Annotated in this window: 20 protein-coding genes; 6 read left to right on the top strand and 14 right to left on the bottom strand. The window is 63.9% G+C overall.

The genetic code is table 11. The features are described 5' to 3' along the window. Positions 1–146 precede the first annotated feature (146 nt). The gene (locus tag D0Y96_RS02995; protein WP_117297827.1) at positions 147–2159 is read left to right on the top strand and encodes a DUF3858 domain-containing protein; all 2013 of its coding nucleotides are present in this window, start codon (positions 147–149) and stop codon (positions 2157–2159) included. Next, entirely contained in the window at positions 2156–4123 is a 1968-nt protein-coding gene (locus D0Y96_RS02990; RefSeq protein WP_117297826.1) for a DUF3857 domain-containing transglutaminase family protein, read from the top strand. Before D0Y96_RS02995 ends, D0Y96_RS02990 begins: the two co-directional genes overlap by 4 nt. Before the next feature lie 274 nt (positions 4124–4397). On the opposite strand, the gene D0Y96_RS02985 is transcribed toward D0Y96_RS02990, so the two are convergent. From D0Y96_RS02985 to D0Y96_RS02970, 4 genes are all read right to left on the bottom strand, one after another. Then, positions 4398–5546: a universal stress protein gene (locus D0Y96_RS02985; RefSeq protein ID WP_117297825.1), complete on the bottom strand. Its 1149-nt coding sequence runs from the start codon at positions 5544–5546 to the stop codon at positions 4398–4400. Then, the gene (locus D0Y96_RS02980; RefSeq protein ID WP_117297824.1) at positions 5543–7345 is read right to left on the bottom strand and encodes a sensor histidine kinase; all 1803 of its coding nucleotides are present in this window, start codon (positions 7343–7345) and stop codon (positions 5543–5545) included. The genes D0Y96_RS02985 and D0Y96_RS02980 overlap by 4 nt, the downstream gene beginning before the upstream one ends. A gap of 73 nt (positions 7346–7418) precedes the next feature. Next, positions 7419–9176, bottom strand: coding sequence for a chloride channel protein (locus D0Y96_RS02975; protein WP_117297823.1), 1758 nt, complete (start codon positions 9174–9176; stop codon positions 7419–7421). Positions 9177–9227: 51 nt separating this feature from the next. Beyond that, complete coding sequence (locus tag D0Y96_RS02970) at positions 9228–10436, bottom strand: tetratricopeptide repeat protein (protein ID WP_158562149.1); 1209 nt, start codon at positions 10434–10436, stop codon at positions 9228–9230. Positions 10437–10610: 174 nt separating this feature from the next. Between D0Y96_RS02970 and larE the strand changes: the two genes are divergently transcribed. Together larE and larB are read left to right on the top strand one after the other, a co-directional pair. Continuing rightward, positions 10611–11483, top strand: coding sequence for an ATP-dependent sacrificial sulfur transferase LarE (gene larE, locus D0Y96_RS02965; protein WP_117297821.1), 873 nt, complete (start codon positions 10611–10613; stop codon positions 11481–11483). Then, positions 11480–12289, top strand: a complete 810-nt coding sequence (gene larB / locus D0Y96_RS02960; protein ID WP_117297820.1) for a nickel pincer cofactor biosynthesis protein LarB — start codon at positions 11480–11482, stop codon at positions 12287–12289. Before larE ends, larB begins: the two co-directional genes overlap by 4 nt. A 15-nt stretch (positions 12290–12304) precedes the next feature. On the opposite strand, the gene D0Y96_RS02955 is transcribed toward larB, so the two are convergent. Together D0Y96_RS02955 and D0Y96_RS02950 are read right to left on the bottom strand one after the other, a co-directional pair. Then, positions 12305–13171 carry an SCO family protein gene (locus D0Y96_RS02955; protein ID WP_117297819.1) on the bottom strand — a complete coding sequence of 289 codons (867 nt, stop codon included), beginning with the start codon at positions 13169–13171 and terminating at the stop codon, positions 12305–12307. A 70-nt stretch (positions 13172–13241) separates the two neighbouring features. Beyond that, positions 13242–14363: a Gfo/Idh/MocA family protein gene (locus tag D0Y96_RS02950; protein ID WP_252263398.1), complete on the bottom strand. Its 1122-nt coding sequence runs from the start codon at positions 14361–14363 to the stop codon at positions 13242–13244. Between the two features lie 176 nt (positions 14364–14539). Between D0Y96_RS02950 and D0Y96_RS02945 the strand changes: the two genes are divergently transcribed. Together D0Y96_RS02945 and mdh are read left to right on the top strand one after the other, a co-directional pair. Then, entirely contained in the window at positions 14540–15940 is a 1401-nt protein-coding gene (locus D0Y96_RS02945; protein ID WP_117297818.1) for an NADP-dependent isocitrate dehydrogenase, read from the top strand. Positions 15941–16036: 96 nt separating this feature from the next. After that, positions 16037–16963: a malate dehydrogenase gene (mdh, locus tag D0Y96_RS02940; protein ID WP_117297817.1), complete on the top strand. Its 927-nt coding sequence runs from the start codon at positions 16037–16039 to the stop codon at positions 16961–16963. A gap of 115 nt (positions 16964–17078) precedes the next feature. Here mdh and D0Y96_RS02935 read toward each other — a convergent pair whose 3' ends face one another. The 8 genes from D0Y96_RS02935 to D0Y96_RS02900 form a co-directional block, all read right to left on the bottom strand. After that, positions 17079–17495: a type II toxin-antitoxin system VapC family toxin gene (locus tag D0Y96_RS02935; RefSeq protein WP_117297816.1), complete on the bottom strand. Its 417-nt coding sequence runs from the start codon at positions 17493–17495 to the stop codon at positions 17079–17081. Continuing rightward, on the bottom strand, positions 17492–17743 hold the full coding sequence (locus D0Y96_RS02930; protein WP_117297815.1) for an AbrB/MazE/SpoVT family DNA-binding domain-containing protein: 252 nt from the start codon (positions 17741–17743) through the stop codon (positions 17492–17494). Before D0Y96_RS02930 ends, D0Y96_RS02935 begins: the two co-directional genes overlap by 4 nt. A 136-nt stretch (positions 17744–17879) precedes the next feature. Beyond that, a complete protein-coding gene (gene pdxA, locus D0Y96_RS02925) occupies positions 17880–18890 on the bottom strand; it encodes a 4-hydroxythreonine-4-phosphate dehydrogenase PdxA (RefSeq protein WP_199480154.1) in 1011 nt (336 codons plus the stop codon). 18 nt (positions 18891–18908) lie between these two features. Then, positions 18909–20186: a four-carbon acid sugar kinase family protein gene (locus D0Y96_RS02920; protein WP_117297813.1), complete on the bottom strand. Its 1278-nt coding sequence runs from the start codon at positions 20184–20186 to the stop codon at positions 18909–18911. Continuing rightward, the gene (locus tag D0Y96_RS02915) at positions 20187–21182 is read right to left on the bottom strand and encodes a 2-keto-3-deoxygluconate permease (protein WP_117297812.1); all 996 of its coding nucleotides are present in this window, start codon (positions 21180–21182) and stop codon (positions 20187–20189) included. It abuts the gene before it with no gap. Between the two features lie 145 nt (positions 21183–21327). Next, positions 21328–21858, bottom strand: coding sequence for a peptidylprolyl isomerase (locus D0Y96_RS02910; RefSeq protein ID WP_117297811.1), 531 nt, complete (start codon positions 21856–21858; stop codon positions 21328–21330). 35 nt (positions 21859–21893) lie between these two features. Beyond that, a complete protein-coding gene (locus D0Y96_RS02905) occupies positions 21894–22712 on the bottom strand; it encodes a peptidylprolyl isomerase (protein WP_117297810.1) in 819 nt (272 codons plus the stop codon). A gap of 95 nt (positions 22713–22807) precedes the next feature. Further along, on the bottom strand, positions 22808–23989 hold the full coding sequence (locus tag D0Y96_RS02900) for a dipeptidase (protein WP_350448955.1): 1182 nt from the start codon (positions 23987–23989) through the stop codon (positions 22808–22810). Between the last annotated feature and the right edge of the window lie 150 nt (positions 23990–24139).

The raw sequence follows: 24139 nt of genomic DNA, 5'->3' as shown, positions 1-24139 counted from the left end.
AGGGGCTATCTTCAAAATTTATCTTGTGTAACTGACGCTTATCAAAGTACAACTGGGTTGGCTGCGGTGCCCAGCCCGGGAATGGATACGACGCTCGCGTCACCGGGCAGGCGGCGCGGATATTTCGTGATTGCCCGAGGCCTGCCTTGCTGACCGCTCTGCGCCGTTCCGTGTGCGTCTCCTTTCTGCTGTTTGCGTCTTTTCCCGCACTGGCCGCTCCCACCTGGACGCAACCCACTCCGGAAGAGCTGAAGATGACTGCGGACCCGGCGGCTCCGAATGCCCCTGCGGTGTATCTCTTCCGCGAAGAGACGGTGGACGACAAGCTGCACTTCCACTCGCTGTATGCCCGCATCAAGGTGCTGACGGAAAAGGGCAAGGACTACGCCGACGTGGAGATTCCCTACGAGGCGCACGGCTTCACGATCCGGAATGTGGAGGGGCGCACCATCCACAGCGACGGCACCATTGTGCCGTTTACCGGCAGGCCGATGGATAAGCTGCTGATGAAGTCCGGCGACCGGAAGGTGATGGAAAAGGTCTTCAGCATGCCGGATGTGCAGGTGGGCAGCATTATCGAATACCGCTACGTTCTGGCCTATGACGATAATCTTCTGAGCTCGCCCGAGTGGTATGTGCAGCAGCCGATCTACGTACACAAGGCGCACTATCACTTCATCCCGTTCGATATGAGCGGAAGCCGCTATGTGACGACCCGTGACTCGCAGGGGCATGAGGACGTGGCGAGCCGGCTGCTTTATTTCCAGCACCTGCCTCACGATGCGAAGGTGACGGAGGGCTTTAACGGCTTCGATCTGGCGGTGGACGATATCGAGGCGCTGCCCGATGAGCCGTTCATGCCGCCGATGCACAGCCTGAGCTACCGCGTGCTCTTTTATTACTCGCCGTTCACGGACGGGGTGCAGTACTGGAAGACCGAGGGCAAATATTGGTCGAAGAATGTGGATCACTTTGCGACTCCGTCGGACAAGCTGAAAAGCGCGGTCAGCCAGATGGTGGCTCCCGGCGATACGGACGAGCAGAAGCTGCAGAAGATCTATGCGGCGGTGATGAAGCTCGAGAATACGAGCTTTACCCGCACGCACACGGCAGAAGAGAACAAGGCGGAAGGGCTTCGCGTAAAGACCGCCGACGATATCTGGGAGCAGAAGCGCGGCTACGACGATCAGATTGCGCGGCTGTTTCTGGCTATGGTGCGGGCCGCGGGGATGAAGGCGTATGCCATGGCCGTTACCAACCGCGATGAAAGCCTCTTCAATGCCGGATATCTGAGCTGGCGGCAGATGGACGACGAGATCGTGATCGTGAATGCCGGCGGGAAGGAAGAGTACTTCGACCCGGGGCAGCGTTACTGCGAATTTGGAAAGCTGAGCTGGAAGCATACCGAGACGGCGGGGATTCGCCAGACGGACAACGGCACAGAAATCACCACGACGCCGGGGCTGAGCTACAAGGACAATGCGACACGGCGCTATGCGGATATTCAGCTTGATCCCGATGGCAAGGTGCACGGGGATATCCGCATCCTGTTCGCGGGAGCGCAGGCTCTCCGCTGGCGCCATGCGGCGCTGCGGAATGACGAGGAGGAAGTGAAGAAGGACTTCGAGGACGAACTGCAGCGGGTCGTGCCTCCGGGCATAACAGTGAAGACAGACCATTTTGTCGGGCTGAACGACTACACGACAGCACTGATGGTGATGGCGAACATCAGCGGCACCATGGGGACGGCGACCGGCAAGCGCGTTTTTCTGCCGGGAAGCTTCTTCGAGGCCGGTGAGAAGCCGCGCTTTCCGGAGACGACGCGCGAGACCCCGATCGATCTGAACTATGCATCCGATGTCGCCGATCAGGTCACGATCAAACTGCCTGCCAATATGACGGTCGAGAGCACTCCCCAGGATACCGATATTCCGGTGCAGCAGCTTGCCGATTACGTGGAGAAGTGCCGGATAGCGGGAAACAGCATTAATTATGGGCGCGCCATGCTGATCGGCACCGATCTGTTTTACGCGAAGGAATATACGACGCTGCGGGATTTCTACCAGAAGGCCAGCGCGCACGATCAGGAGCCGCTGGTGCTGAAGGTGGGGCCGATGCCGGTGGCGACCACGGCGACGACTTCGGTGAAGCCGCAATGAAGTACCCCGCGTTCGCGCTTCCGATCGTTCTGCTGCTTCCGTTTGCGGCCGCCCATGCGGCTCCGGACCACGTGCCGGACTGGGTGCAGCAGGCTGTCGATAATCCGGTTACTCTGCCGCGTGCCGAGAAGAATGCGAAGGCGGTGTATCTGCTGGAGGATACGCTGCTCACCGTGGGGCCTGACGGCCACGCCGTGACCCGCTACCGGGCCGTCGTCAAAATTCTGCGTCCGCAGGGGCGCGAGTATGCGCTTCCCGGCGTGAGCTACTCGAAGGATGAGAAGCTGCTTTCGTTCCACGTGTGGAGTATCGGTTCCGACGGGCACCAGTACACCATGAAGGACAAGGAATACCGGGACGTGGGCGAGGAGGGTTACGGGATACTCTACAACGACGAGCGCGCCCGCGTGGCCTCGCCGCCGGGTGCCGATCTGGGCGGCATCGTCGCATGGGAGTCGGAGAGCCAGTTCCCCGGCTATCTGAACGAGGATATGTGGGAGTTTCAGTATCTGATTCCCAAGGTGCATTCGGTCTACGAGATCGACGTGCCGCAGGGATGGCACCAGCGCGCCGTCTGGTTTCATCACGCGGCGGTGCAGCCTGCGGAGATTGCGCCCGGCCACTTCCGCTGGGAGATGCGGGACGTTCCATCGATCGATGTCTCCGATGTTCCGCTGGTTCCGTCTCCGCGCGCGCTGGCGGGACGCATGAGCGTCCATTTCTCGGCCAGCCCCATTCCCGAGGGAGATGCGCTGTGGGCGAGCATCGGCAACTGGTATGAGGGGCTTGCCTCGCCGCGGACCGAGGGGGCGACGGATGTGGCGGCGTCGGCGCGCTCGCTGGCCGGCGACAGCCAGGACTTCATGGCGCGGATTGCGAAGGTCGCGGATTATATGCAGCAGAAGATCCGCTACGTCGGCATCGAGATCGGCGTGGGAAACCTTCAGCCGCATTCCGCCGAAGATGTTTTCAAGAATCAGTATGGCGACTGCAAGGACAAGGCGACATTGCTGGTCTCGATGCTGGACGCGGTGGGAATCCGGGCAACGTGGGTGCTGGTGGATACGCGCCGCGGCTTTGTCGATCCGGGAACGCCCTCGATGTATGGGAACCATGCAATTGCCGCGATCGAGATTCCGAAGGGATACGACAATCCGCGTCTCGAAGCGGTGGTGACGGCGAAGACCGGCAAGCGGTATCTGATCTTCGATCCCACCAATGCGTACGTGCCGATCGGCCAGCTTCCGGTGTATCTGCAGGGCGGCTATGGAACACTGGTGGCGGGGCCGGACAGTCAGGTGATCGAGCTGCCGGTGCTGAAGCCGGATCTGGATGTGACGGACCGCTCCGCGAAGTTCGAGCTGGCGGCGGACGGCACGCTGAAGGGCGACGTGACCGTGGTGCGCAGCGGCCCCTCGTCGGGCGGGTTGCGGCACCGGCTGACGGAGAGCAGCGACAAGGAGCGCACGGAGAGCCTCGAAGGCTCGCTGCGCAATGACTTTTCGACCTTCACGCTCAATTCCGAGGACTTTAAAAACATTCGCAACCTCGACCAGCAGCTCGTGACGCAGTACGACGTGACGGCGCCCGCGTATGCGAAGACGGCGGGCAGTCTGCTGCTGGTGCGGCCGCGCGTGATCGGCTCGGACGCGGAGGGTCTGAACGACGAGGAGCGGGTGTACCCCATCAGCTTCGAGTCGCTGGGCACATGGCGCGACAGCTTCGACGTGAAGATTCCGAGCGGATATGCCGTGGATGAGGTGCCTGATCCGGTCAGCGTGGATATGGGTTTCGCCACCTATCGCAGCGAGGTGAAGGCCGAGGGCGACACTCTGCACTACTCCCGCGAATACGTGCTGAAGAAGCTCGCTCTGAACGCAGACCAGTACGCGCAGCTGAAGAGCCTCGAAGGCAAAATCACGACGGACGAAAACAGCACGGCGGTGCTGAAGAAGAGGGAGTAGGGATCAGGGAACAGGTCGCAGGGCACAGGGCACAGAAAAGCTGAGCCTTCGACGGTCGAAAGGGCAGATGCATTCCAGATCGCACCATGTGTCCGGATATACGGACACGGGGCACCCGCATCCTCGGTGGCTGACAGCAATGGAAAATAAATCGACGAGCTTCAGAGAGGTCGTTCAGCTTTTCTGTGCTCTGCGCCCTGCGACCTGCTCCCTGACAGCTAATCCCCGATCGCTAATAGCTGACAGCTAATCCCTGATCGCTAATGGCTAATCGCTACCCCTGCTTTTTCGCCGCTTCCTGTCTGCGTTCTTTTTCGATCGGGACCACCTGCACGGTGGTCTCGCGCATTTCGGCGAGAAAGCGGTTGATGACCGAGCCGTGCAGCAGAACATCCCAGCGTGAGCGTGCCGACTGTCCGAAGACGACGTGCGAGATGTTTTCCTTCTGGGCGAACTGGATCAGCGCGTCGGCGACTTTGCGGTCCTTGAGCGTGATGACTCTCGCTCCCAGATCGCGCGCCATGCGCTGATACTCTTCGAGGCGCGCAAAGGCCTCGGGATTGCCGTGCCGGTGATCGGTATCCGGCGTCTCCACGTAGACGGCGTACCAGTTGGTGGCGAGGCGGCCGGCGATGCGGGCGCCGACGCGCACCAGCCGCTCCATGCCGATGCGCGAGGAGAGGCAGACCATCACCTTTTCCGGAATGGGCGCCTGTTCGAGGCCCTGGATACGGCGGTACTCGGCTGCGGCGGTGCTGACCTGTTCGGCGGTGGTGCGCAGGGCCAGCTCGCGGAGCATGTTGAGGTTGCCCTTGCGGAAGAAGTTCGCCAGCGCCTGCTCGACCTTTTCGGGAGCGTAGATTTTGCCGCTGCGCAGACGCGTGCGCAGCTCATCGACGGTGACGTCGACGTTGACGACCTCATCGGCGCGCCTGAGCAGGCTGTCGGGAACGGTCTCGCGGATGGTGGTGCTGGCCGAGCGGGAGACGGCGTCGTTCAGCGTCTCGAGGTGCTGGATGTTGACCGCGGTCATCACGCTGATGCCGGCGTCGAGCAGCTCCAGCACATCTTCATACCGCTTGCGGTGGCGCGAGCCGGGAACATTGCTGTGCGCCAGCTCGTCGACGACGCACCATGCGGGCCGGCGGACGAGGATCGCATCGAGATCCATCTCGCGGAGCGTGACGGAGCGGTACTGGATATCCTTCAGCGGAACGAGCTCGAGATCGCCGACCTTCGCGGCGGTCTCAGCGCGCCCGTGCGTTTCGACGAGGCCGACGACGACATCGAAGCCCTGATGGCGCAGCAGGTGAGCGTCTTCCATCATGCGGAAGGTCTTGCCGACGCCGGGCGCGGCGCCGATGTAGATGCGCAGCCGGGCGGGCTCGCCGGATTCGTGGCTGAGGGTGACGGGAGAGCTCATCCTGCCTCCACGGGGTGGCGGCTTTCGCCGGCGGACGCGATGGGGAGGGTGAAGCTGAAGGTGGTGCCGTGGCCAAGGCGGCTTTCCACGGAGACCTGGCCGCCCTGCGACTCCACCAGGCGGCGCACGAGGGCGAGGCCGAGGCCGGTTCCGTCGCGGGAGCCTTCGCTGAAGCGGCCGAAGATGCGGGGAAGGCGCTCGGCTTCAATCCCGCGGCCGTTGTCGCGCACGAAGAACTGAATACGCTCGCTCATTTCGGTGGCGCCGAGGCGGATTTCTCCGCCCGAAGGGGTATAGCGGAGCGCGTTGGTCAGCAGGTTGTCGAGGATGGTGCGAACGGCCCGGCGGTCGGCGCTGACGTAGGCCAGATCGGCGAAGACGCTCAGCTCCAGCTCGATGCTTTTTGTGCGCGCCTCGTCGCGGAAGCGGCTGATGGCGTTCTGCAGGATGTCGGCGGGGCGCAGCTTCTCGGCGCGCATCTCGCGGCGTCCGGTCTCGAGCTCACCCACCTCGATCAGGTCGGCCATCAGGCTGTCGAGCTGCTCGGCTTCAGTCTCCGCGCCCTGCACCAGATCGCACTGCAGAGGGCGCAGATCGCCGGCATGGCCCTTCGCAAGGGCATAGAGCGAAAGACGCAGGCGCTGGAGCGGGTCGCGGAGCTTCTGCGAGGCGACGGTGAGAAAGCGGGTCTTGAAGCGATCGACCTGGGCCAGCTCGGTGACGTCTTCGAGCACGGTGACGGTGCCGAGCAGCTTGCCTTCGCCGTCGCGCATGGGCGTGGTGCGCAGCCGGTAGCTGCGCTCGGCCTGTCCGATGCGCATGGGCAGCAGCGCCGCATCGCCTTCGCCGGTGGACATGCGCTGCATGGAGACCGCGGAGCGGATGGCGCCGAGAATTCTGTCGCCGCCGGGGGTGTTGGCCAGCACCATGCGGTCGGAGGAGCCGTCGCCGAGCAGCTCCATCGCCGCCTGATTGAGCTTGAGGATGTGGCCTTTGGCGTCGGTGACGATGACGGGCTCGAAGATGGAGCGGACGACGGCGTCGCTGAGCTGGAACTCCATCTGGCGGCGGCCGGATTCGGTTTCGCGGAGGTCGCGGAGCCGGACGGCGAGGCGGTTGAGCTCGGTGGCGATGACGCCGAGATCGTCTCTCGACCGCCATTCGATGCGCTGGTGCAGGTCGCCCTGGCCGATGCGCCGGGCGATGCGGGCGGTGTGCTTCAGCGGCACGATGACCAGCGTGAGCATGACGATGGAGATGGCGGTGGCGGCGGCGATGCTGAGTCCGCAGGCGGTGATGAGGCGGGCGCGCAGGCTCTCCTGCTGATCGAGCAGACCGGAGACGGTTTTATTGCGGAGCGCGGTGAGCTGCTCGACATTACGGCGGAGCTGCTGCAGCAGGTCTTCGAGCGCCATGGTCAGCTTTGCCGAGGGCTGCGGAAACTGCGCAAGGGCGGCTTCGTGGCGGCGGCTGAGACCGGCGATATCGACGGAGGGGTCGAGGCGCGAGACGTTTTCCTGGGCCACGCGCAGCAGGCTGCGGGTCATCAGGGCCTGGTCCTGAAGCTGTTTCCGGGTGGCGCTGTCGGCACCGGTCTCGAGACGGGCGGCGATCAGCTCCTCATAGGCAAGGGCGGCGCGCGCGGAGGTCAGAGAGGCGACGGCGGCGTCGGCGCGGTGGACCTGATCGGCCAGATCGGCCAGACGGACGAAGGAGGTACGCACCAGCATACTGACCGCCGTGACCAAAGCGATCAGCAGCAGACACCCCAGGATCAGTCTTTGATAAAGGCTCAGCATCGCGGTCAGGCTGGAAACGGTCCGTCATCTGAGAGTATTTGCGACAGCGGAGCGATGCAAGCCGACGTGGATTTTACGGGGTCCGGTAGCGGCGGAGGATGTCGTCAAGAGCGACGACGCCTTCGAGCACGCTGCGGTTGGCCCGGTTCAGGACGGGCAGCAGCGGCCACCGCGGAAAGTGATGCAGGGCGCTTTCGAGGGGCAGGTCGGGAAAGAGCATGGGTGTGCGGTCCGGCCGGAGCGCGGTGACCAGTGCCGCGGAGGGTGAATGGGCGGCGGCAGCGGCGGTCAGCTCTTCGGCTGTCATGGCGTACCAGGTGCCGTCGGCGAGCTGCACGAGAAAGGCGCTGGCGCGTGATCCGGCGACGAGACGCGAAGCCGCTTCGATGCTGTCGCTTCCCGAGGCGACCGGGACTTCGACGGGGCGCAGCGCGTCTTCGAGGTGCAGGACGAGCTCTTCGCGCTGTTCCTCCATCGAGGGCAGCTCGAGGCCGTCCTGGTGGGTGAAGGTCTCAAAGATGGGCACCGGCTGCAGGCTGCGCGAGAGCAGATAGGCGATAGTGTTGGCGAGGATGACGGGCAGGATGATCGAGTAATTGCCGCTGACCTCGAGCACCATGAAGACCGAGGTGAGGGGAGCACGCAGGAATCCGGCGAAGAGCACGCCCATGCCGACCAGGGAATAGGCTCCGATGGTTCCGGTGAGGTGCGGGAAGAAATGCTTCTCGAAGGTGCCGACGGCGGCGCCGAGCATGGCTCCGATGAAGAGCGTGGGGGCAAACATGCCGCCCGGCGTGCCGCTGGAAAAAGACAGCGTGGTGGCCAGCAGCTTGAGCAGGGTGAGCGCCACGAGAAACTGCCAGACATACTGGCCGTGCATGGCCTGATCGATGACTCCGTAGCCGGAGCCCATGACCTGAGGAAAGCCGAAGTAGCCGATGGCGCCGACCAGCAGGCCGGCGAGAGCGGGCTGGCCGTAACGGGTCCACGGCGGCATGGCGCGCAGGCGAGGGCGCAGAAAGCCGAGGGCCCGGGAGAAGATGGGCGCGAGCAGGCCACCGGCAATGCCGAGGACGGCATAGGCGATCAGCTCCTGCGGATTGCGCAGGCTGACCGAGGGGATGCGGAACATGGGCTCGGCGCCCCAGAACCAGCGGGCGACGACGACGCTGGAGATGGCGGCGAGGACGACGGAGCCGAGGACGGCGGCGCTCCAGTTGCCGATAACCTCTTCGATGACGAAGAGAATGGCGGAGATGGGAGCGTTGAAGGCGGCGGCGAGGCCGGCGGCGGCGCCGATGGGGGCAAACATGCGCAGGCGCTGGCGCGAGAGACGCAGACGGCGGGCGATCATGGACGCGACGCCGGCGCCGATCTGCAGCGACGGGTCTTCGGGGCCGAGCGAGTGGCCGGCGCCGATGGCGATGGCCGAGGTGATGAATTTTCCGATGACGGTGCGGAAGGAGATGTAGCCGTTATAGATATAGAGCGCGGCTTTGGTCTGGTTGACGCCGCTGCCGCGGGCTCCGGGAAAGAACCAGATGACGAGCGCGGCGACGAGCAGTCCGGCGGCGGCAGGCACGAAGAGCAGGCGGAGCTGGCCGGGGTGCGGCGCGGAGCCGAGCGTGAGGATGCCGATCCATTCGATGGCCACGCGGAAGGAGACCACGAGCAGGCCGGAGATGACACCGATGAAGATGGAGAGGACCAGAAAGAGGCGCTCGTCGCGGGTGGGTGCGATGCGGGAGAGATTCACCTCCGCGGCGGCGGGCCGAACGGCCTGCGCATTCGCGCCGGTTGCGGCTCCGCGGCTGGCCTCCTTTATCTCCATGCTGTACTCATCTCTCCCTGCTTATCTCTCCGTGCTCATCTCTTCTGAAGTTCAGTCCTGGTCGTGCGCGACGGGTATCTGCGCCATGCGCAGCAGCAGCGCATCGTCTCCGGCGGGCGCGCCGCAGAGGCCCGCGGTGGCGCGCTCGGTATCGAAAACAAGCTGCATGACAGATTCCTCGAGCTCCGGCTGCTGCTCGAGCTGCAGTGGTTTCGGGCTTGCCGGAAGCTGATGCCAGCGCGTGGTGAGATCGGCCAGCGCCAGCGCATTCTGAGGCTGAGCGGCGGCGCAGGCAGCCATGCGGGCCGAGGCCGTCTTTTTGGCGTAGAGCACACGCTCGGCGCGGGGCCGCATGTTCAGTCCGGGGCCGGGATAAAGGTTGAGCAGACGAACGGAAATATTGAGCATGTCCTGATTGGCGCTGCGCTCGGCTTCCGGCCGTGTGGAGAACTCCGGATGGCCGGTGACGCGCTCCAGCCAGAGCCGCGCGGTCTCATACCGGCTGATCTCGAAGGCGGTGCGGCCGGCTCCTTCGAGCGCGTCGAGGGAGACCGGCTTCCTCCGGGCCACGGCGCTGTAAATGCGGAGGGCGCTTTCGGGGTCCTGTGCCTGTTCGAGCAGCCCGGCGATCTGCAGCTTTATGGCGGGGTCGTCGGGCGCATTGCCGGCAGCGACGAGCAACTGGGTGCGGGCGCGGTCGAAATCATGCCGGCCGATGAGCCAGGCGGCCATTTCAAGGCGCACCTCGCGGCGGCGGGTGTAACCGTCGCCCTGCCAGGTTCCATCGAGGGCAGCTTCGTAATCGCGCTGCGTTTCGGCGCCGCTGTTCTTCTGTTTTGCGGCCAGGCGGGCAAGCTGCAGATTGATGATGCCATCGCCGGGCGCGGCGTCGTGCAGGTTGCTGAAGTAGGCGATCGCTTCCTGGGTGCGTCCGGCGGCGGCGAGCGCGGTGGCGAGCTGAATCTCCATATCGCGGCGGCCGGGAGAGTAGGCGAGGGCCGAGCGCAGGGCGTAGACGGCCTGCACGGGATGGCCCTTCTGCATCTCGGTCTGCCCGCGGGTCAGCCAGCGCTGGGCAAGCTCTTCGCGGTGATGCTCGAAGGAGCGGAAAAAGAACCAGGTGATGACGAAAAGAACCGCGGTAATGGCAAATAAGCTCGCCAGAGAGGCGGTATCGCGGAGGATGAGCCTGCGCTTATCGAGGCGTTCTTCGGGGGAAAGCGCAGGGGTGTGCGCGCTGTTCGCCGGGAGGGGGCTCATCTCCTTTACCTTATCGCTCGCAGGCCGCATCTTCAATTTTTGCCGGATTTGCCGACGCTGCAGGGCTGCTTCCGGATGGATTTCCCCTTCAGGCGCGGCGCGAGCCTGAGGGGTTCTTCGGGCCGCAGAGCTGCTTCGCATCCAAAAATTACAGGATGGTGGAGAATAGAAGAGATGACGGAAGAAAGTGCCGATATCGAACTGCGCGGGAAGGAAGCATCGCTGCGGGCCAGGCTGCGCGAGCTGGAGAGCCTGCTGGTCGCGTACTCCGGAGGGATCGATTCGGCGTATCTGGCGTGGATGGCGCATCAGGTGCTCGGCGACCGGATGCTGGCGGTGATCGCCGACTCGGCCTCGCTCGACCGCAGCCATTATCGCGACGCGGTGGCCTTTGCGGAGGAGCAGGGCATTCCGCTGCGGACGGTCGAGACACGCGAGCTGGAGCAGGAAGCGTATGCGGTGAACGATGCGAATCGCTGCTTTCACTGCAAGGATGAGCTGTTCACGGTTCTGGAAGCGGAGCGCGGGCGGCTGGGCTTTGGGGCCGTGGCCTACGGCTTGAATCTGGACGATAAAAAGGATTTCCGGCCGGGGCAGCGGGCTGCTGTCGGGCATCAGGTTGCGGCTCCGCTGGCCGATGCCGGGCTGACGAAGGCAGAGATTCGCGCGCTGGCGAAAGAGGCGGAGCTGCGGGTATGGGACAAGCCGGCCTCTGCATGTCTTTCCTCGCGTATTGAGTATGGCCGCCGCGTGACGCCGGAGGCGCTGCGCATGGTGGAAGAGGCCGAAGGCGCGCTGCGCGGGCTGGGGCTGCGGAACTTCCGCGTGCGGCATCACGGCAGCGTGGCGCGTATCGAAATCGCGGAGGAGGAGCTGGCGAAGGCGCTGAATGTGTCGTTCTTCCACGATCTTTCGCGGGCGGTGCGGGCTGCGGGCTTCCATTATGTTGCGGTCGACTGCGACGGCTACCGCTCGGGCTCGATGAACGAGCTGCTGCCGCTGGAGGCGCTGACGGCAGCGCCGCGCGCTGGGATGGAGAAGCGATGACGCCGGAGTCGATCCTGCGGCTGCTCGAAGAGGTGTCGTGCGGGCTGACGGCTCCTGCCGATGCCATGCGCCGCATGGCGCATCTGCCCTACGAAGATGCCGGCATCGCCAAAATCGATCATCATCGCTCGCTGCGGCTGGGGCTGCCGGAGGTGATCTACGCGGCGGGAAAGACGCCGGAGCAGGTGGCGGAGATCTTTGTGCGCATGGCGGCCGCGGGCGGCGACGTGATCGCGACCCGCGCCGGTGCCGATGCTTTTGCCGCGGTGCGGGCGCGCGTCCCGGTGGCGGTGTATCACGAGCAGGCACGCATTGTCGGGCTGCGGCAGTCGCGGCCGGCAGAGGATGCCGGACGGATTGCGGTGGTCTGTGCGGGAACGAGCGATCTGCCGGTGGCCGAAGAGGCTGCGGTGACGGCGGAGTATCTGGGGCTGACGGTCGACCGCGTACACGATGTGGGTGTGGCCGGGCTGCACCGGCTGCTGGCGCAGGGCGAAGTGCTGGGCCGGGCGCAGGCGGTGGTGGTGTGCGCGGGCATGGAAGGCGCGCTGCCGAGCGTGGTGGGCGGCCTGGTGGCGGCTCCGGTGATTGCGGTGCCGACCAGCGTGGGCTATGGCGCGGCCTTTGGCGGCGTGGCGGCGCTGCTGGGGATGCTCAACTCCTGCTCGCCGAATGTGGCGGTGGTGAACATCGACAACGGATTCGGCGCGGCGTATGTGGCGGCGATGATAGTGCGCAGCGGATCGCGCAAAGACGCCGGAGATGCGGCGGCCGCCGAGCAGCGGGGATCTCTGGCCAGGCTGTGAGCCGGCCAGATGGAATTATGCCGGAGTGACGGTGGCCTTCGGCTTCTTCGACAGTAAATAGAGCAGCATCATCACGGCGAGCAGCGAGCCCATGCCGGCGAGGCCGAGCACGCGCAGAATGGCGACGGTGTAGCGTCCCTGCGTGGGCGAGTAGCTGCAGCAGTAAAGCAGCACGAGGTCGCTGAGCGTGCCGATGTGCCGGTTGCTCGCTTCCACCAGTGCGAGGCGCACGTCGCGCGGCTGGTAGCTGACGCCGAAGAGATACTTCGACATGCGGCCGTCAGGCGTGGCGATGAGGATGACGCTCGAGTGCGCGTACTGATCCATTTTGCCGTCGGGGCCGGGCACGCGGACGTAGTGGAAGCCGATGGCCTGCGCGAGATCGGTGATGGACTGCTGCGGCCCGGTGAGGAAGTGAACATGCGCGGCGGCATCGGGAGGAGCGTCCATCATGCTGAGGAAATGCTGCTTCTCTTCGGCGGCATCGGCGGGCGTGTCTCCGGGATCGATGCTGGCGACGACCACATCGAATTCACGGCCGGGGTGGAAGCCGGTCTGCGGAAGCGCTGTAGCCATGCCGTGCAGCACCTCAGGGCAGAGCATTTTGCACTTGTAGTACATGAGCGCCATGACGACGGGGCGCTGCGAGAAAAAACTGCCGAGCGTAACGTCGGCGCCGGATTCATCGCGGAAGTGATCGCTGAGCGGCAGTCCGTGATTGAGATTCTGGTCGATTCCCGCATGCTGCAGGTAGGAAGGCTTCTGCTGCGCGGTAGCACCCACGGGGCGGTCGGCGGAGTACTGCAGCGCTCGCGCCGGTGCAGCAAAGAGCGTGGCACAGGCAGCGAGAGCGAAGACGGCAGCAAAGCGGATTCGGATCACGACTCAGGATACGCCTTCGAAGGTTTCCCGCGTCCGAAAGCCGGACGCGGGGCACACATACCGGAGAGGGTTATTCCGGCAGCGGATGCAGGGTGACGGTTTTTCCGGTGCGCGCCGACTCGCGCGCGGCGTCGAGAATCTGCACGACGATCACATTGGTATCGAGCGCGGTGAGATCGCCGTGCGGCTGGATCTGCCCGCGCAGCACGGCGGCGAGGTAGTGCAGGGAGCTGTCTTCGGGCGCGGCCAGAGGCGGCGCGGTGAAGGTGTCTTCCGGAGCACGCTCCGCGAAGCGCTCGCGCACCTCTTTGCCTCCGTTCACGGCGATGGCGTATCCCTTGTTGCCGTACACTTCCATGTCCTTGACGCCGAAGGTCCAGTTCCAGGAGGGCAGGAGCACGGCCTGCGCGCGCGGATAGCGCAGGACGATGGTCGCATCGTCGTCCACACGGGGATAGGTCTGCGGCTTGTCGGTCTGCGCGACCGCGGTGACGCTGATGGGCGCTTCGCCATGCATGAACCAGGTCATCAGATCGGCTCCGTAGCAGCCGAAGTCGTAGAGAGCGCCGGCCCCATTTTCAGCGGGATCGGTGAGCCATTTGAGGAACTCCGGCTGGACGTGGATCTCGGCCGGACCCTGATGGCCGTCGCGCACGATCACCTTGCGGATATCGCCGAGTTTGCCCTGCTGCAGCATGTCATAAATGGCGCGGTTGCTGGAGTACCACGTGGTCTCGTAGTTCACCAGCACCTGAATATGGTGCTCGCGCGCGGCTTTGCGAATGGCCAGCGCATCGTCGACGGAGAGCGTGAGCGGCTTTTCGACCATCACCGCCAGGTTGTGGTCTGCAGCGAACTCGATCACTCTGCGATGCTCGCCGACGGCGGTGTAGACCAGCAGCGCCTGCGGATGCGTGGCGGCGACCATCTTTGCGGGATCGGAGTAGAAGAGGCTGTGATCGAGATGGAACTGATGCTCGTAGCGGTCGCAGAGCGCGGTGTCGGCGTCGGCGATGCCGACCAGCTCCACATCGTGCTGCTTCGGAAACTGACTGAGAAAGCCGGTGATGTGTCCGTGCTCGAGTCCGACGACGGCGACGCGCAGCGGCTGCTGCGCCAGGCACAGTGGCGTGAGGAAGGCGAGCGACAGAAGGGAGAGGCGGCGAAACCAGAGAGCGATCATCGCAAACATGGTAACGCTACCGCAGAGGTTTTGGCCGGAATTTCCGCGCGAAGCGTATTTTCCTGTGACCGGCGCCTGAGGCGCAGAGATGTACCGCGGGGCGTCGGCCCGTTGCCACTCATCTTTCGCAGATGTTAGCTTGGGTATTGGCTTCACTCCACCCCAGTTCGAGGAAATCAGCGCACATGCAGACGAGTTACAACGGGCTTTCTTTGCCTGCCGATGGTCAGGTGATTCAGTACGCAGACGGCAAGTTCAACATTCCCGATCACCCGATCATTCCCTTTATCGAAGGCGACGGCACGGGCCGCGATATCTGGAAGGCCTCGCAGCGCGTCTTCGACGCGGCCGTGGAAAAGGCTTACGGCGGGAAGCGCGCCGTGAAGTGGTTTGAGATTTATGCGGGCGAGAAGGCCTTCCGCGAGTTCAAAACCTGGCTGCCGGATGACTCGGTGAATGCGGCGCGCGATCTGCGCGTCTCGATCAAGGGACCGCTGACGACGCCGGTGGGCGGCGGCATTCGCTCGCTGAATGTGGCGCTGCGCCAGATTCTGGATCTGTATACGTGCGTGCGTCCGGTGAAGTACTACCAGGGCGTGCCCAGCCCGGTGAAGCATCCGGAGAAGCTGGATGTGGTGATCTTCCGCGAGAACACGGAAGACGTCTATGCGGGCATCGAGTTTCAGCAGGGCACTGCGGAAGTGAAGAAGCTGATCGACTTCCTCAACAACGATATGCTGAAGGGCGGCAAAAAGAAGGTGCGCGAGGATTCGGGCGTCGGCATCAAGCCCATCTCGATTACCGGCACGAAGCGGCTGGTGCGGAACGCCATTAAATATGCGGTCGCCAACGCGCGCAAGTCGGTCACGCTGGTGCACAAGGGCAATATTCAGAAGTTCACCGAAGGCGCCTTCCGCGAGTGGGGTTATGAGGTTGCAGTTGCCGAGTTCCGCGCCGATGTGGTGACGGAGTTCGAGAGCTGGGTGCTGGGCAATGTGGAAGCGAACCCCAGCCTGACCGTCGAGCAGAATGCGGCGATGATCGAGCCGGGACTCGAGTTCGGCTCCGAGGACTTCCGCAAGGCATTGTTCGCGCAGGTGAAGGGCGTGCTCGATTCGATCGGCGCGACGCACGGCAACGGACAGTGGAAGAAGAAGGTGCTGATCAACGACCGCATCGCCGATTCGATCTTCCAGCAGGTGATTATCCGGCCGGATGAGTACAGCGTTCTGGCCTGCCCGAACCTCAACGGCGATTACATCTCCGACGCCTGCGCGGCGCAGGTGGGCGGGCTCGGCATTGCGCCGGGTGCGAATATCGGCGACGGCTATGCAGTGTTTGAGGCGACGCACGGCACAGCTCCGAAGTATGCGGACAAGGACGTGATTAATCCGGGATCGGTAATGCTCTCGGGCGTGATGCTCTTTGAGTTCATCGGCTGGAAGGAAGCGGCGAAGCTGATCGAAAGCTCGATGGAGAAGACGATTCAGCAGAAGTTCGTGACCTATGACTTCGAGCGGCAGATGCAGGGCGCGACCAAGGTGAAGACGAGCGAGTTCGCCACCCGCATGATCGAGAACATGTAAAGGGATAGTCATCCGGTACCAGTTGTCAGTCCCCGGTGGTGATTGGCAACTGACCACTGGCAACTGACCACTAAGAACTGAAGACAGAGGAGAAGTATGCGGAAGAAAGTAACGATCGTCGGCGCTGGAAATGTGGGAGCCACGGCGGCTCACTGGATCGCTTCGAAGGAACTGGCCGATGTGGTGCTGATCGATGTGGTGGAAGGTGTGCCGCAGGGCAAGGGCCTCGATCTGCTGGAAGCGATGCCGATCGAGAAGCGCGACGCGCACATTCTCGGCACGAACGATTACGCCGACACGGCAAATTCGGACATCGTGGTGATCACCGCCGGCATTGCCCGCAAGCCGGGCATGAGCCGCGACGATCTGCTGCAGACCAACTACAAGATCATGTCGGACGTGGTCGGCAAGGCCATCGCCGCTTCGCCGGACTGTATTCTGATCATCGTCTCGAACCCGCTGGACGCGATGGCGCAGACCGCGTATCGCCAGGCGAAGTTCAATCGCAACCGGGTGATCGGCATGGCCGGCGTGCTGGATTCGGCGCGCTTCCGGACGTTTATCGCCGAGGAGCTGAAGGTCTCGGTCGAGAACGTGACGGCCTTTGTGCTGGGCGGACACGGCGACACGATGGTGCCGCTGGCCCGCTATTCAACGGTCGCGGGCATTCCCATCACCGAGCTGATTCCGAAGGAGCGGCTGGATGCGATCGTACAGCGCACGCGCGACGGCGGCGCGGAGATTGTGAAGTATCTGAAGACGGGCAGCGCATACTATGCGCCTTCGGCCGCGGCGGTCGAGATGGTCGAGGCCATTCTGAAGGACAAGAAGAAGATTCTGCCCTGCGCGGCTTTTCTCGAAGGCGAATACGGCATCAGCGGCTACTACATCGGCGTTCCCTGCAAGCTGGGCGCGCGCGGACTGGAGCAGATCATCGAGATCAGGCTGACGCCGGAGGAAGAAGCAGCGCTGAAGAAGAGCGCCGAGGCCGTGAAGGAGCTCTGCGCCGTCATCGGCGTATAAACTGCGCGCTCGGCAGTACACGGGACTGGCCGCCCCGGCAACCGCGGGACTGGCCGTCCAGGCGACTGCGCTTCGCGCCAGAACAGAAAGGCCCGCTCGATGGCGGGCCTTTTCTTCATACTGCGATCAGGGTTAGTTCGCCAAAATTTTCTCGATATCCGCGTTTATCCAAAGTCAGCAGGCAATCGGCGCGCAGCAGAGCATGAGCGCCGACCAGAAAATCGGCGATCAGGCGCTTTGTATTTCCGGAGTGTTGCCGCCGCCGGGCGGCATACAGCGCAAATCGTTCCGATGCCAGTTCCCAGATATCCCGCTCCAGCGTCCAGTCAACGGTAATCCGGGTCTTCTCCAGAAATGTATGAATGTCCGCTCTGGTTACTCCCGGATAGGCGTGCAGCTCCGTGTACACAACCGGGCAGATCACCAGGCCTCCCTGGGAGGCAGAATGCCCCAGCGCGTTGATCAGGTCTTTGGCCGTCGATTCTGCGGAGAAGATGGCTGAGATGACATTGCTGTCAATGGCTGTTCTCATTTATCTTCCGGCTCTTCATCCCGTAAGTCACGAATCCAGGCATTGATCTCTTCCCGGCTTTTAAAGTGAGGAAAAGCGCCGAGGTACTCTTCAAACGGGTTCTTCAGAGAGTGCGCCGGACGGAGAATGGTCTGGCCGCCTTCGACCACAAATTCAACCCGGTCACCTTCCTTCAGCCCCAGGCGAACGCGCACCTCCTGGGGAATGGTGACCTGTCCCTTACTGCTGACGCTGCTGGTGAGTGCCATCTTTACTCCTTCCCCCTGAAGTAAGACTACCATTTCTTACTGACATATTATCCGCAACAGAAAGGCCCGCTCGATGGCGGGCCTCTTTTCTTTTCAGATCTGCTCCGATTTTCGTGCGTCCGGTTTTCTGCTCTGCTCAGTGCGTGGCCGTGTGCTGCGGAGCAAGCTGAATGGCCTGGCGCATGGCCTCGATCATACTGCGCTCGTCGGCCTTGCCGGTGCCTGCGATATCGAAGGCGGTGCCGTGGTCGACAGAGGTGCGGATGACGGGAAGGCCGATGGTGATGTTGACGCCCGATTCGAGCCCCAGCACCTTGACCGGTCCGTGCCCCTGATCGTGATACATGGCGATGACCAGATCGAAGTCGCCGCGCTGGGCGCGGAAGAAGAGCGTGTCGGCGGGCAGAGGGCCTTCGACGTTCCAGCCCTTTTTCCGGCAGGCTTCGATGGCGGGAACGATCTTTGTCTCTTCCTCGCCGTAACCGAAGAGGCCGTTTTCGCCGGCGTGCGGATTGATGCCGCAGACGCCGATGCGGGGATCGGGGATTCCGGCCTTCTGCAGAGCGGCGTATCCGCGGGCGATGGTGCGCTCGACGAGGGCGGGCTCGATCCTGGCGATGGCATCGATCAGGCCGATGTGCGTGGTCACGTGCAGCACGCGCATCTTCGGCGTGGTGAGCATCATGGAGACTTCATCGGTGCCGGTGAGCGCGGCCAGCAGCTCGGTATGGCCGGGAAATTTATGACCGCCGGCGTGCAGCGCCTCCTTATTTAAAGGAGCGGTGCAGATGGCGGCGACCTGGCCGCTGAGGGCGAGCTTCGCGGCGGCTTCAATGTAGCGGTAGGCCGCGTCGCCGGCAATGGGCGAGAGCTTTCCCCAGGGAAGGTCCTTCGGAATCAGCTTGAGGTCGATGCAGTCGACAGTGCCGAGGCGGAAGGCGGCCTTTGCGATCTCATCGAGGGCGAGGCTGCGCACTTCGAGATGACTGCCGGCGATGCGTCCGGCTTCGCGGAGGCGCTCGGCATCGCCGATGACCAGGGGGCGGCACTGCTCATACATTTCGGGATGCGCGAGGCACTTCATGATGACCTCGGGGCCGACGCCGGCGGCGTCTCCCATTGTGATGGCGATGATGGGACGTTCCATGATCAGAATCCTCGCGGGTCAGAATCTTCGTGTTGAGCCGGAGTCCGCGGCGTGACGATCGGGCTCGCGCAGAAACCGGAGGCAGTGAAGGAGCGTTTGCGGCGTGCCGAATCCGCCGGCCCTGGTCAGCACCGGCAACGGTCTGTTCCAGCCGTCGGCAAGGGAGAAGGGCAGGCCCGCTTCGACTTCGCCGATGAGGCGCAGGCGCGTGATGCCGAAGGCCTGGAGCACGGCGCGCGCGGTTTCTCCACCCGATGCCACAAGAGCGCCGATGCTTTCCGGGCAGGGCGCGGCCATCTGCGCCAGAGCAGCGCAAAGCGCCTGTCCTCTTTCCTGCGCGATGAGGCGGTCGGCGGCGACGGTGAGGACGACATCTTTGCCGGAGGTGAGGGCGTCGCGCATCGCGGCCTGATGCTCGTGCCACTCCGGAGACTCTGCGCCGCTCAGCAGCGTTTCGGGCGAGACGACGATGGGAAGGACATCGGAAGAGGAGACGAGGGTGCGGACCTGCTCGCGCGAGACCGGAGAGAGGCTGCCCATGACGAAGAGCACGGGACCGGCAAGGGCGGGCCGGTCGATGATGCAGGGTGTGGAGCGGGCCAGGCCTGCGGCCCGCGGCAGATGCCAGGCGAGTCCCGCGGAGCCGGCCCAGATGGTCTGCGTCCCGAGCGCGGTGGAGGCTTCGGCAATGGCGCGCAGATCATCTTCGTCCTCGGCGTCGCAGATGAGCACATCGGCCTTTTCGGCCATCTGCTGCATGTCGACGCGCAGCGTGTCGGGCGCAGAGCGGACAAGGCTGAGCGGGATCACTGCGGGCAGAAGACCGGCGGTCTGCAGCAGCGTGGGGATGTGCGAGAGCGGCGTGACGGGCTCGCGCAGCCAGAGATCGGCCTCCTCGATCGGCCTGCCGTGGAGAAGCTGCCGGCCGTCGCGTGTGGTGCGTCCGTGCGCCGGAAAGGCGGGAGCCAGCACAACAACGACGCGTTTGCCGGTGAGCTCGCGCTGCGTATACAGGGCGGCGGCCAGCTCCACGGCGACGTTGCCGCGCAGGGTGGAGTCGATTTTTTTGAAGAGCAGGCGCTCGCGGCCATAACGGCGTGTGAGCTTTGCTGTTTCGGCAGCGGCTTTTTCGGGAGCGGCGTAGCGCGTGTCACTGTCGACGGAGAGGACGTCGGCCTCGATCTCGTTTTCGATCTCGTCGAGAAGGACGACGGCGCTGAGCCCGTGACTCGAGCAGGCAACGCCGCAGTCGGCGGCGCCGGAGAGATCGTCGGCGATGACCAGCATGCGCTGCATTCAGAGAGCCTCTTCAACGGCTGGGAGCGGCGGGTTGCCGGATGGGCCGCCCCGCGTCCGGCGGTCCCACCATGCGGTGAGCGGCGGCACGAGGAAGGCGGTGACGATGACGCTGGAGGCGACGAGCACCGTTGCCGGTCCGGCGGCCTCGGCGTAGCGGTGATTTGCGGCCGCGACCAGCGCGGGCACGGCGGCGGCGTTTCCTGCAGTGGTGGCGGCGGCGATGCCGGCCGTGCCTTTGCCGCCGATGAGGCGGTCGATGAGGATGAGCAGGGTTCCGGTGACGAGGATGATGGCGATGCCGAGTGCCACGCCGAGCAGGCCTGCCTCCCACACGCGGCGGAGGTCGAGCGTGGCGCCGAGGGCGAAGGCGAAGAAAGGAATCATGACCGGGGCGGCGCTGCCGAGATAATCGCGCAGCTCGGAGTCGAGGTTGCCGAGTATCATGCCGATGGCGAGAGGCAGGATGGCGCCGAGCAGCGTCTGCCAGGGAAAGCTGGACAGACCGGCGACGCCAAGGGTGATCATGGTGAAGAACGGTCCCGACTCCAGCGCCATGACGGAGTAAGACGCTGCCTCTTCGGAGCTGCCGTACTGGCTCATGAGCGCCATGTACAGTCCGCCGTTGGTGTCGTTGACGGCAGCGACCACGGCGAGCGTGGAGACGCCGGCGAACCAGCCTCCGTGAATGGGCTGTACGCCGATGAGGTGTCCCAGCAGAAGACCGGCGAGGATGCCGAGCACGATCTTGGTGCCCATCAGAGCACCGCCGCGGCGGACGACCTCAGGAAGCGAGCGCACGGAGATGGTGCTTCCCATGCACACGTAGAAGACGGCGAGGATGGGAAGCGCGCCGGTGAACAGAGCGCCGGTGAAGGAGCCGAAGAAGGCGGCGGTGCGCGGAGCGAGGGTGGTGATGACGGCTCCGAGGACGAGCGGAACGATCATCATGCCTCCGGGGACATTCTCGATCGCGCGCTTCACTCTGATCTGCATGGTGGGTTTCGGCTCTCTTCGAATCGTATCGTATTGTGGTTCGACCACGGCAGAGGAGCTGAAGAGCAGGCCTGCGCGATCGTCCTTCCGGCAGAAGAAAGGCCCGCGCGGAGCGGGCCTTTGAAGAAGCACTGCGGCCTGTGAATTAAGCGACGCGCTCGATCTGCAGGCTCTGGATCACGACAGGATTACGCGGCTTGTCCTGCGCGGCGGTCGCCACTTTGGAGATTTTGTCGGCGATCTCCTGACCTTCGACCACTTCACCGAAGATGGTGTGCTTGCCGGTGAGCCAGTCGGTCGCGGCGACGGTGATGAAGAACTGCGAGCCGTTGGTGTTGGGTCCGGCATTGGCCATGGCCAGCTTGCCCTTCTTGTCGAAACGGTGCGGAGAGCCCTTGGTCTCGTCCTCGAAGCGATAGCCGGGGCCGCCGAAGCCGGAGCCTGCGGGATCGCCGCCCTGGATCATGAAGTCGGGAATGACGCGGTGAAAGATGGTGGCGTCGTAGAGTTTGTCACTGCTCTTTTTGTTCGTGATGGGGTGCGTCCATTCGCGCGATCCTTCGGCGAGCTCGATGAAGTTGGCGACGGTCTTGGGCGCGTCCTTCTCGAAAAGGCGGACAACGATCTGTCCTTCGCTGGTATTGAAAACGGCATAAGTTCCAGGTTGACGCGACATACAGAGAACTCCTCACGTGTTGGTTGAAGATGAGGTTACTGCTGCGGAGCGGCTTGCGGCGCTGCAGCGGGGGCCTGCGCCGGAGCGGTGGTATCCGCAGGCGGAGGCGGCAGAGGCTGACCAGTTGGAACGATGGTCACTTTTTTGAGAACGACGGGATCGGCCGGCTTGTCGTCGCGGTCGCGCTGGACCTGAGCGATGGACTGGGCGACGAGGATGCCGTGCTGATCGCACTGACCGAAGATGGTGTGCTTCTGATTGAGCCACTCGGTCGGCACTTCGGTGATGAAGAACTGCGAGCCGTTGGTATCGGGGCCGGAGTTGGCCATGGCGAGCCGTCCGGGCACGTCGAAGTTCAGGTCCGGGTTGAGCTCATCCTTAAAGAGGTAGCCGGGATCGCCCATGCCGGTGCCGGTGCGGTCGCCGCCCTGGATCATGAAGTCGGGAATGACGCGGTGAAAGATGGTGCCGTCGTAGAAGGGCTTGCCGTGCACTTTTTCCTTCGTGACGGGATCGGTCCAGTCCTTTGTGCCTTCGGCGAGGCCGATGAAATTGGCGACGGTCTCGGGCGCCTGCTGCGAAAAGAGCTGGCAGGTGATGCGGCCCATGCTGGTGTCGAGAACGGCGGTGGGGCCGGTGGGTTCGGGCGCGGGACGAGCCTGCGGCTGCGCTCCGGGAGCATCGGGCAGGTCCTGACTGGATGCGGGAGTCGATGCGGGGCTGGGCGTTTGGCCGGATGCGGGCGCAGGCGTTGCGGGAGGCGTCTGCGGAGTGGCCGGCTGCTGCGCAGCGGCGGTGAGAGCGAGGCATGTCGTAATGGCAAAGGCCAGGGCGGTGCGTCGTATCGAGATCATTCAAAAGTCCGAAAGGACAGGGTAACGTATGCGCCGTGCCTGGGGCCAGCCGCCGCGAGCGGATGGAGATCCCGAGGCGAGCGAATAAGGTCTGATTATTGCGGCGCGCTTTGCATCTGCTTTGCCACGGCCTGCGCCTGGCGGAAGACGCGGAGGAAATTTCCGCCGAGAATTTTGCGGCAGTCCTGCGCGGAGTAGCCGCGGGCCATGAGCGCTGCGGTGATCTTCGGCAGATCGGCGGCCGAGTCGATGCCCTGAGGAAGCTGTCCGCCGACGCCGTCGAAGTCGGAGCCGAGACCGGCGTGGTCGATGCCTGCCACTTCGGCGATGTGGTCGATGTGATCGATAAGGTCGCTGAAGGGCGGACGCGGAATGCGATTGGCGTATTCGAGCTCGATTTTTTCGAGATCACGGTACGTGACCTCTTTACCTTCGGCTTTGTACCGGTCCCGGAGCGTCTGCTTTGCCTTGTCCACCTGCGGCTGCTGCGCGAGTAAAGCGTTGCGATAAGCCTGGCTGAGAAAGGCCGAGTAGAAGTTCACCTGAATGACTCCGCCGCTTTTGGCGACGGCGCGAAGCATCTCGTCGGTCATGTTGCGCGGCGCGTCGCAGAGCGCGCGGGCGCAGGAGTGAGAGGCGATGACGGGAGCTTTCGAGGTGGCGATGACGGCCCAGAAGGTATCGTCGGCGGCGTGGGAGATGTCGACCATCATGCCGAGGCGGTTCATCTCGCGCACCACCTCTTTGCCGAAGGGCGTGAGCCCGTCGGGAGTGTGCGGCACACCGGGCCTGCCTTCATCGCCGGAGGAGTTGGCCCAGTCGATGGAGTTCGACCAGGTGAGCGTCATGTAGCGCACGCCGAGGCGGTAGTAGTCGCGGAGCAGGCCAAGGCTGTTCTCGATGGAGTGGCCGCCTTCGATGCCCATGAGCGCGGCGAGTTTGTGCTCGCGGTGCGCGGCGTAAATGCCGGCGGGTGAGAAGGCCATGCGCATTTTGCCGGGATGCTTTGCGGCCTGCTGGTAAACGGCATCGATGAGCGCAAGGGTGCGGTGCGCCTCCTGCCCCTTGCAGAGGTCGGGCCGGACCCAGATGGCGAAGAACTCGGCGGCAAGGTTGCCCTGCTTTGCCGAAGCGAAGTTAAAGTCGCCGCCATGGAGAGGATCGGCGAGGTCGTAGTGCTCGTCGACGAGGCGCTGCGTGGTGTCAGCGTGCGTGTCGATGACGATGGCGCTGTTGTGCACCGCTTCCGGAGAGAGATGAGAGCGTGTATGCGTCACGGAGGGAACCTTTGCAGAGGTCTGTGTGGATTGCTTCGCGATGTGCGGAAGCATGGTGGCGGGCAACGGAACAGGACAGTGAGCAGGCGAGAAGGAGCAGCGCCGGCAAGGGGATTGTAACAACGGAAGGCTCGATTTCACGGAGGATCG

The organism is Paracidobacterium acidisoli, from assembly GCF_003428625.2.
GTDB lineage: Bacteria > Acidobacteriota > Terriglobia > Terriglobales > Acidobacteriaceae > Paracidobacterium > Paracidobacterium acidisoli.
Note: the sequence above shows the minus strand (reverse complement) of the source record. Positions and strands in the feature narration are given on the sequence as shown.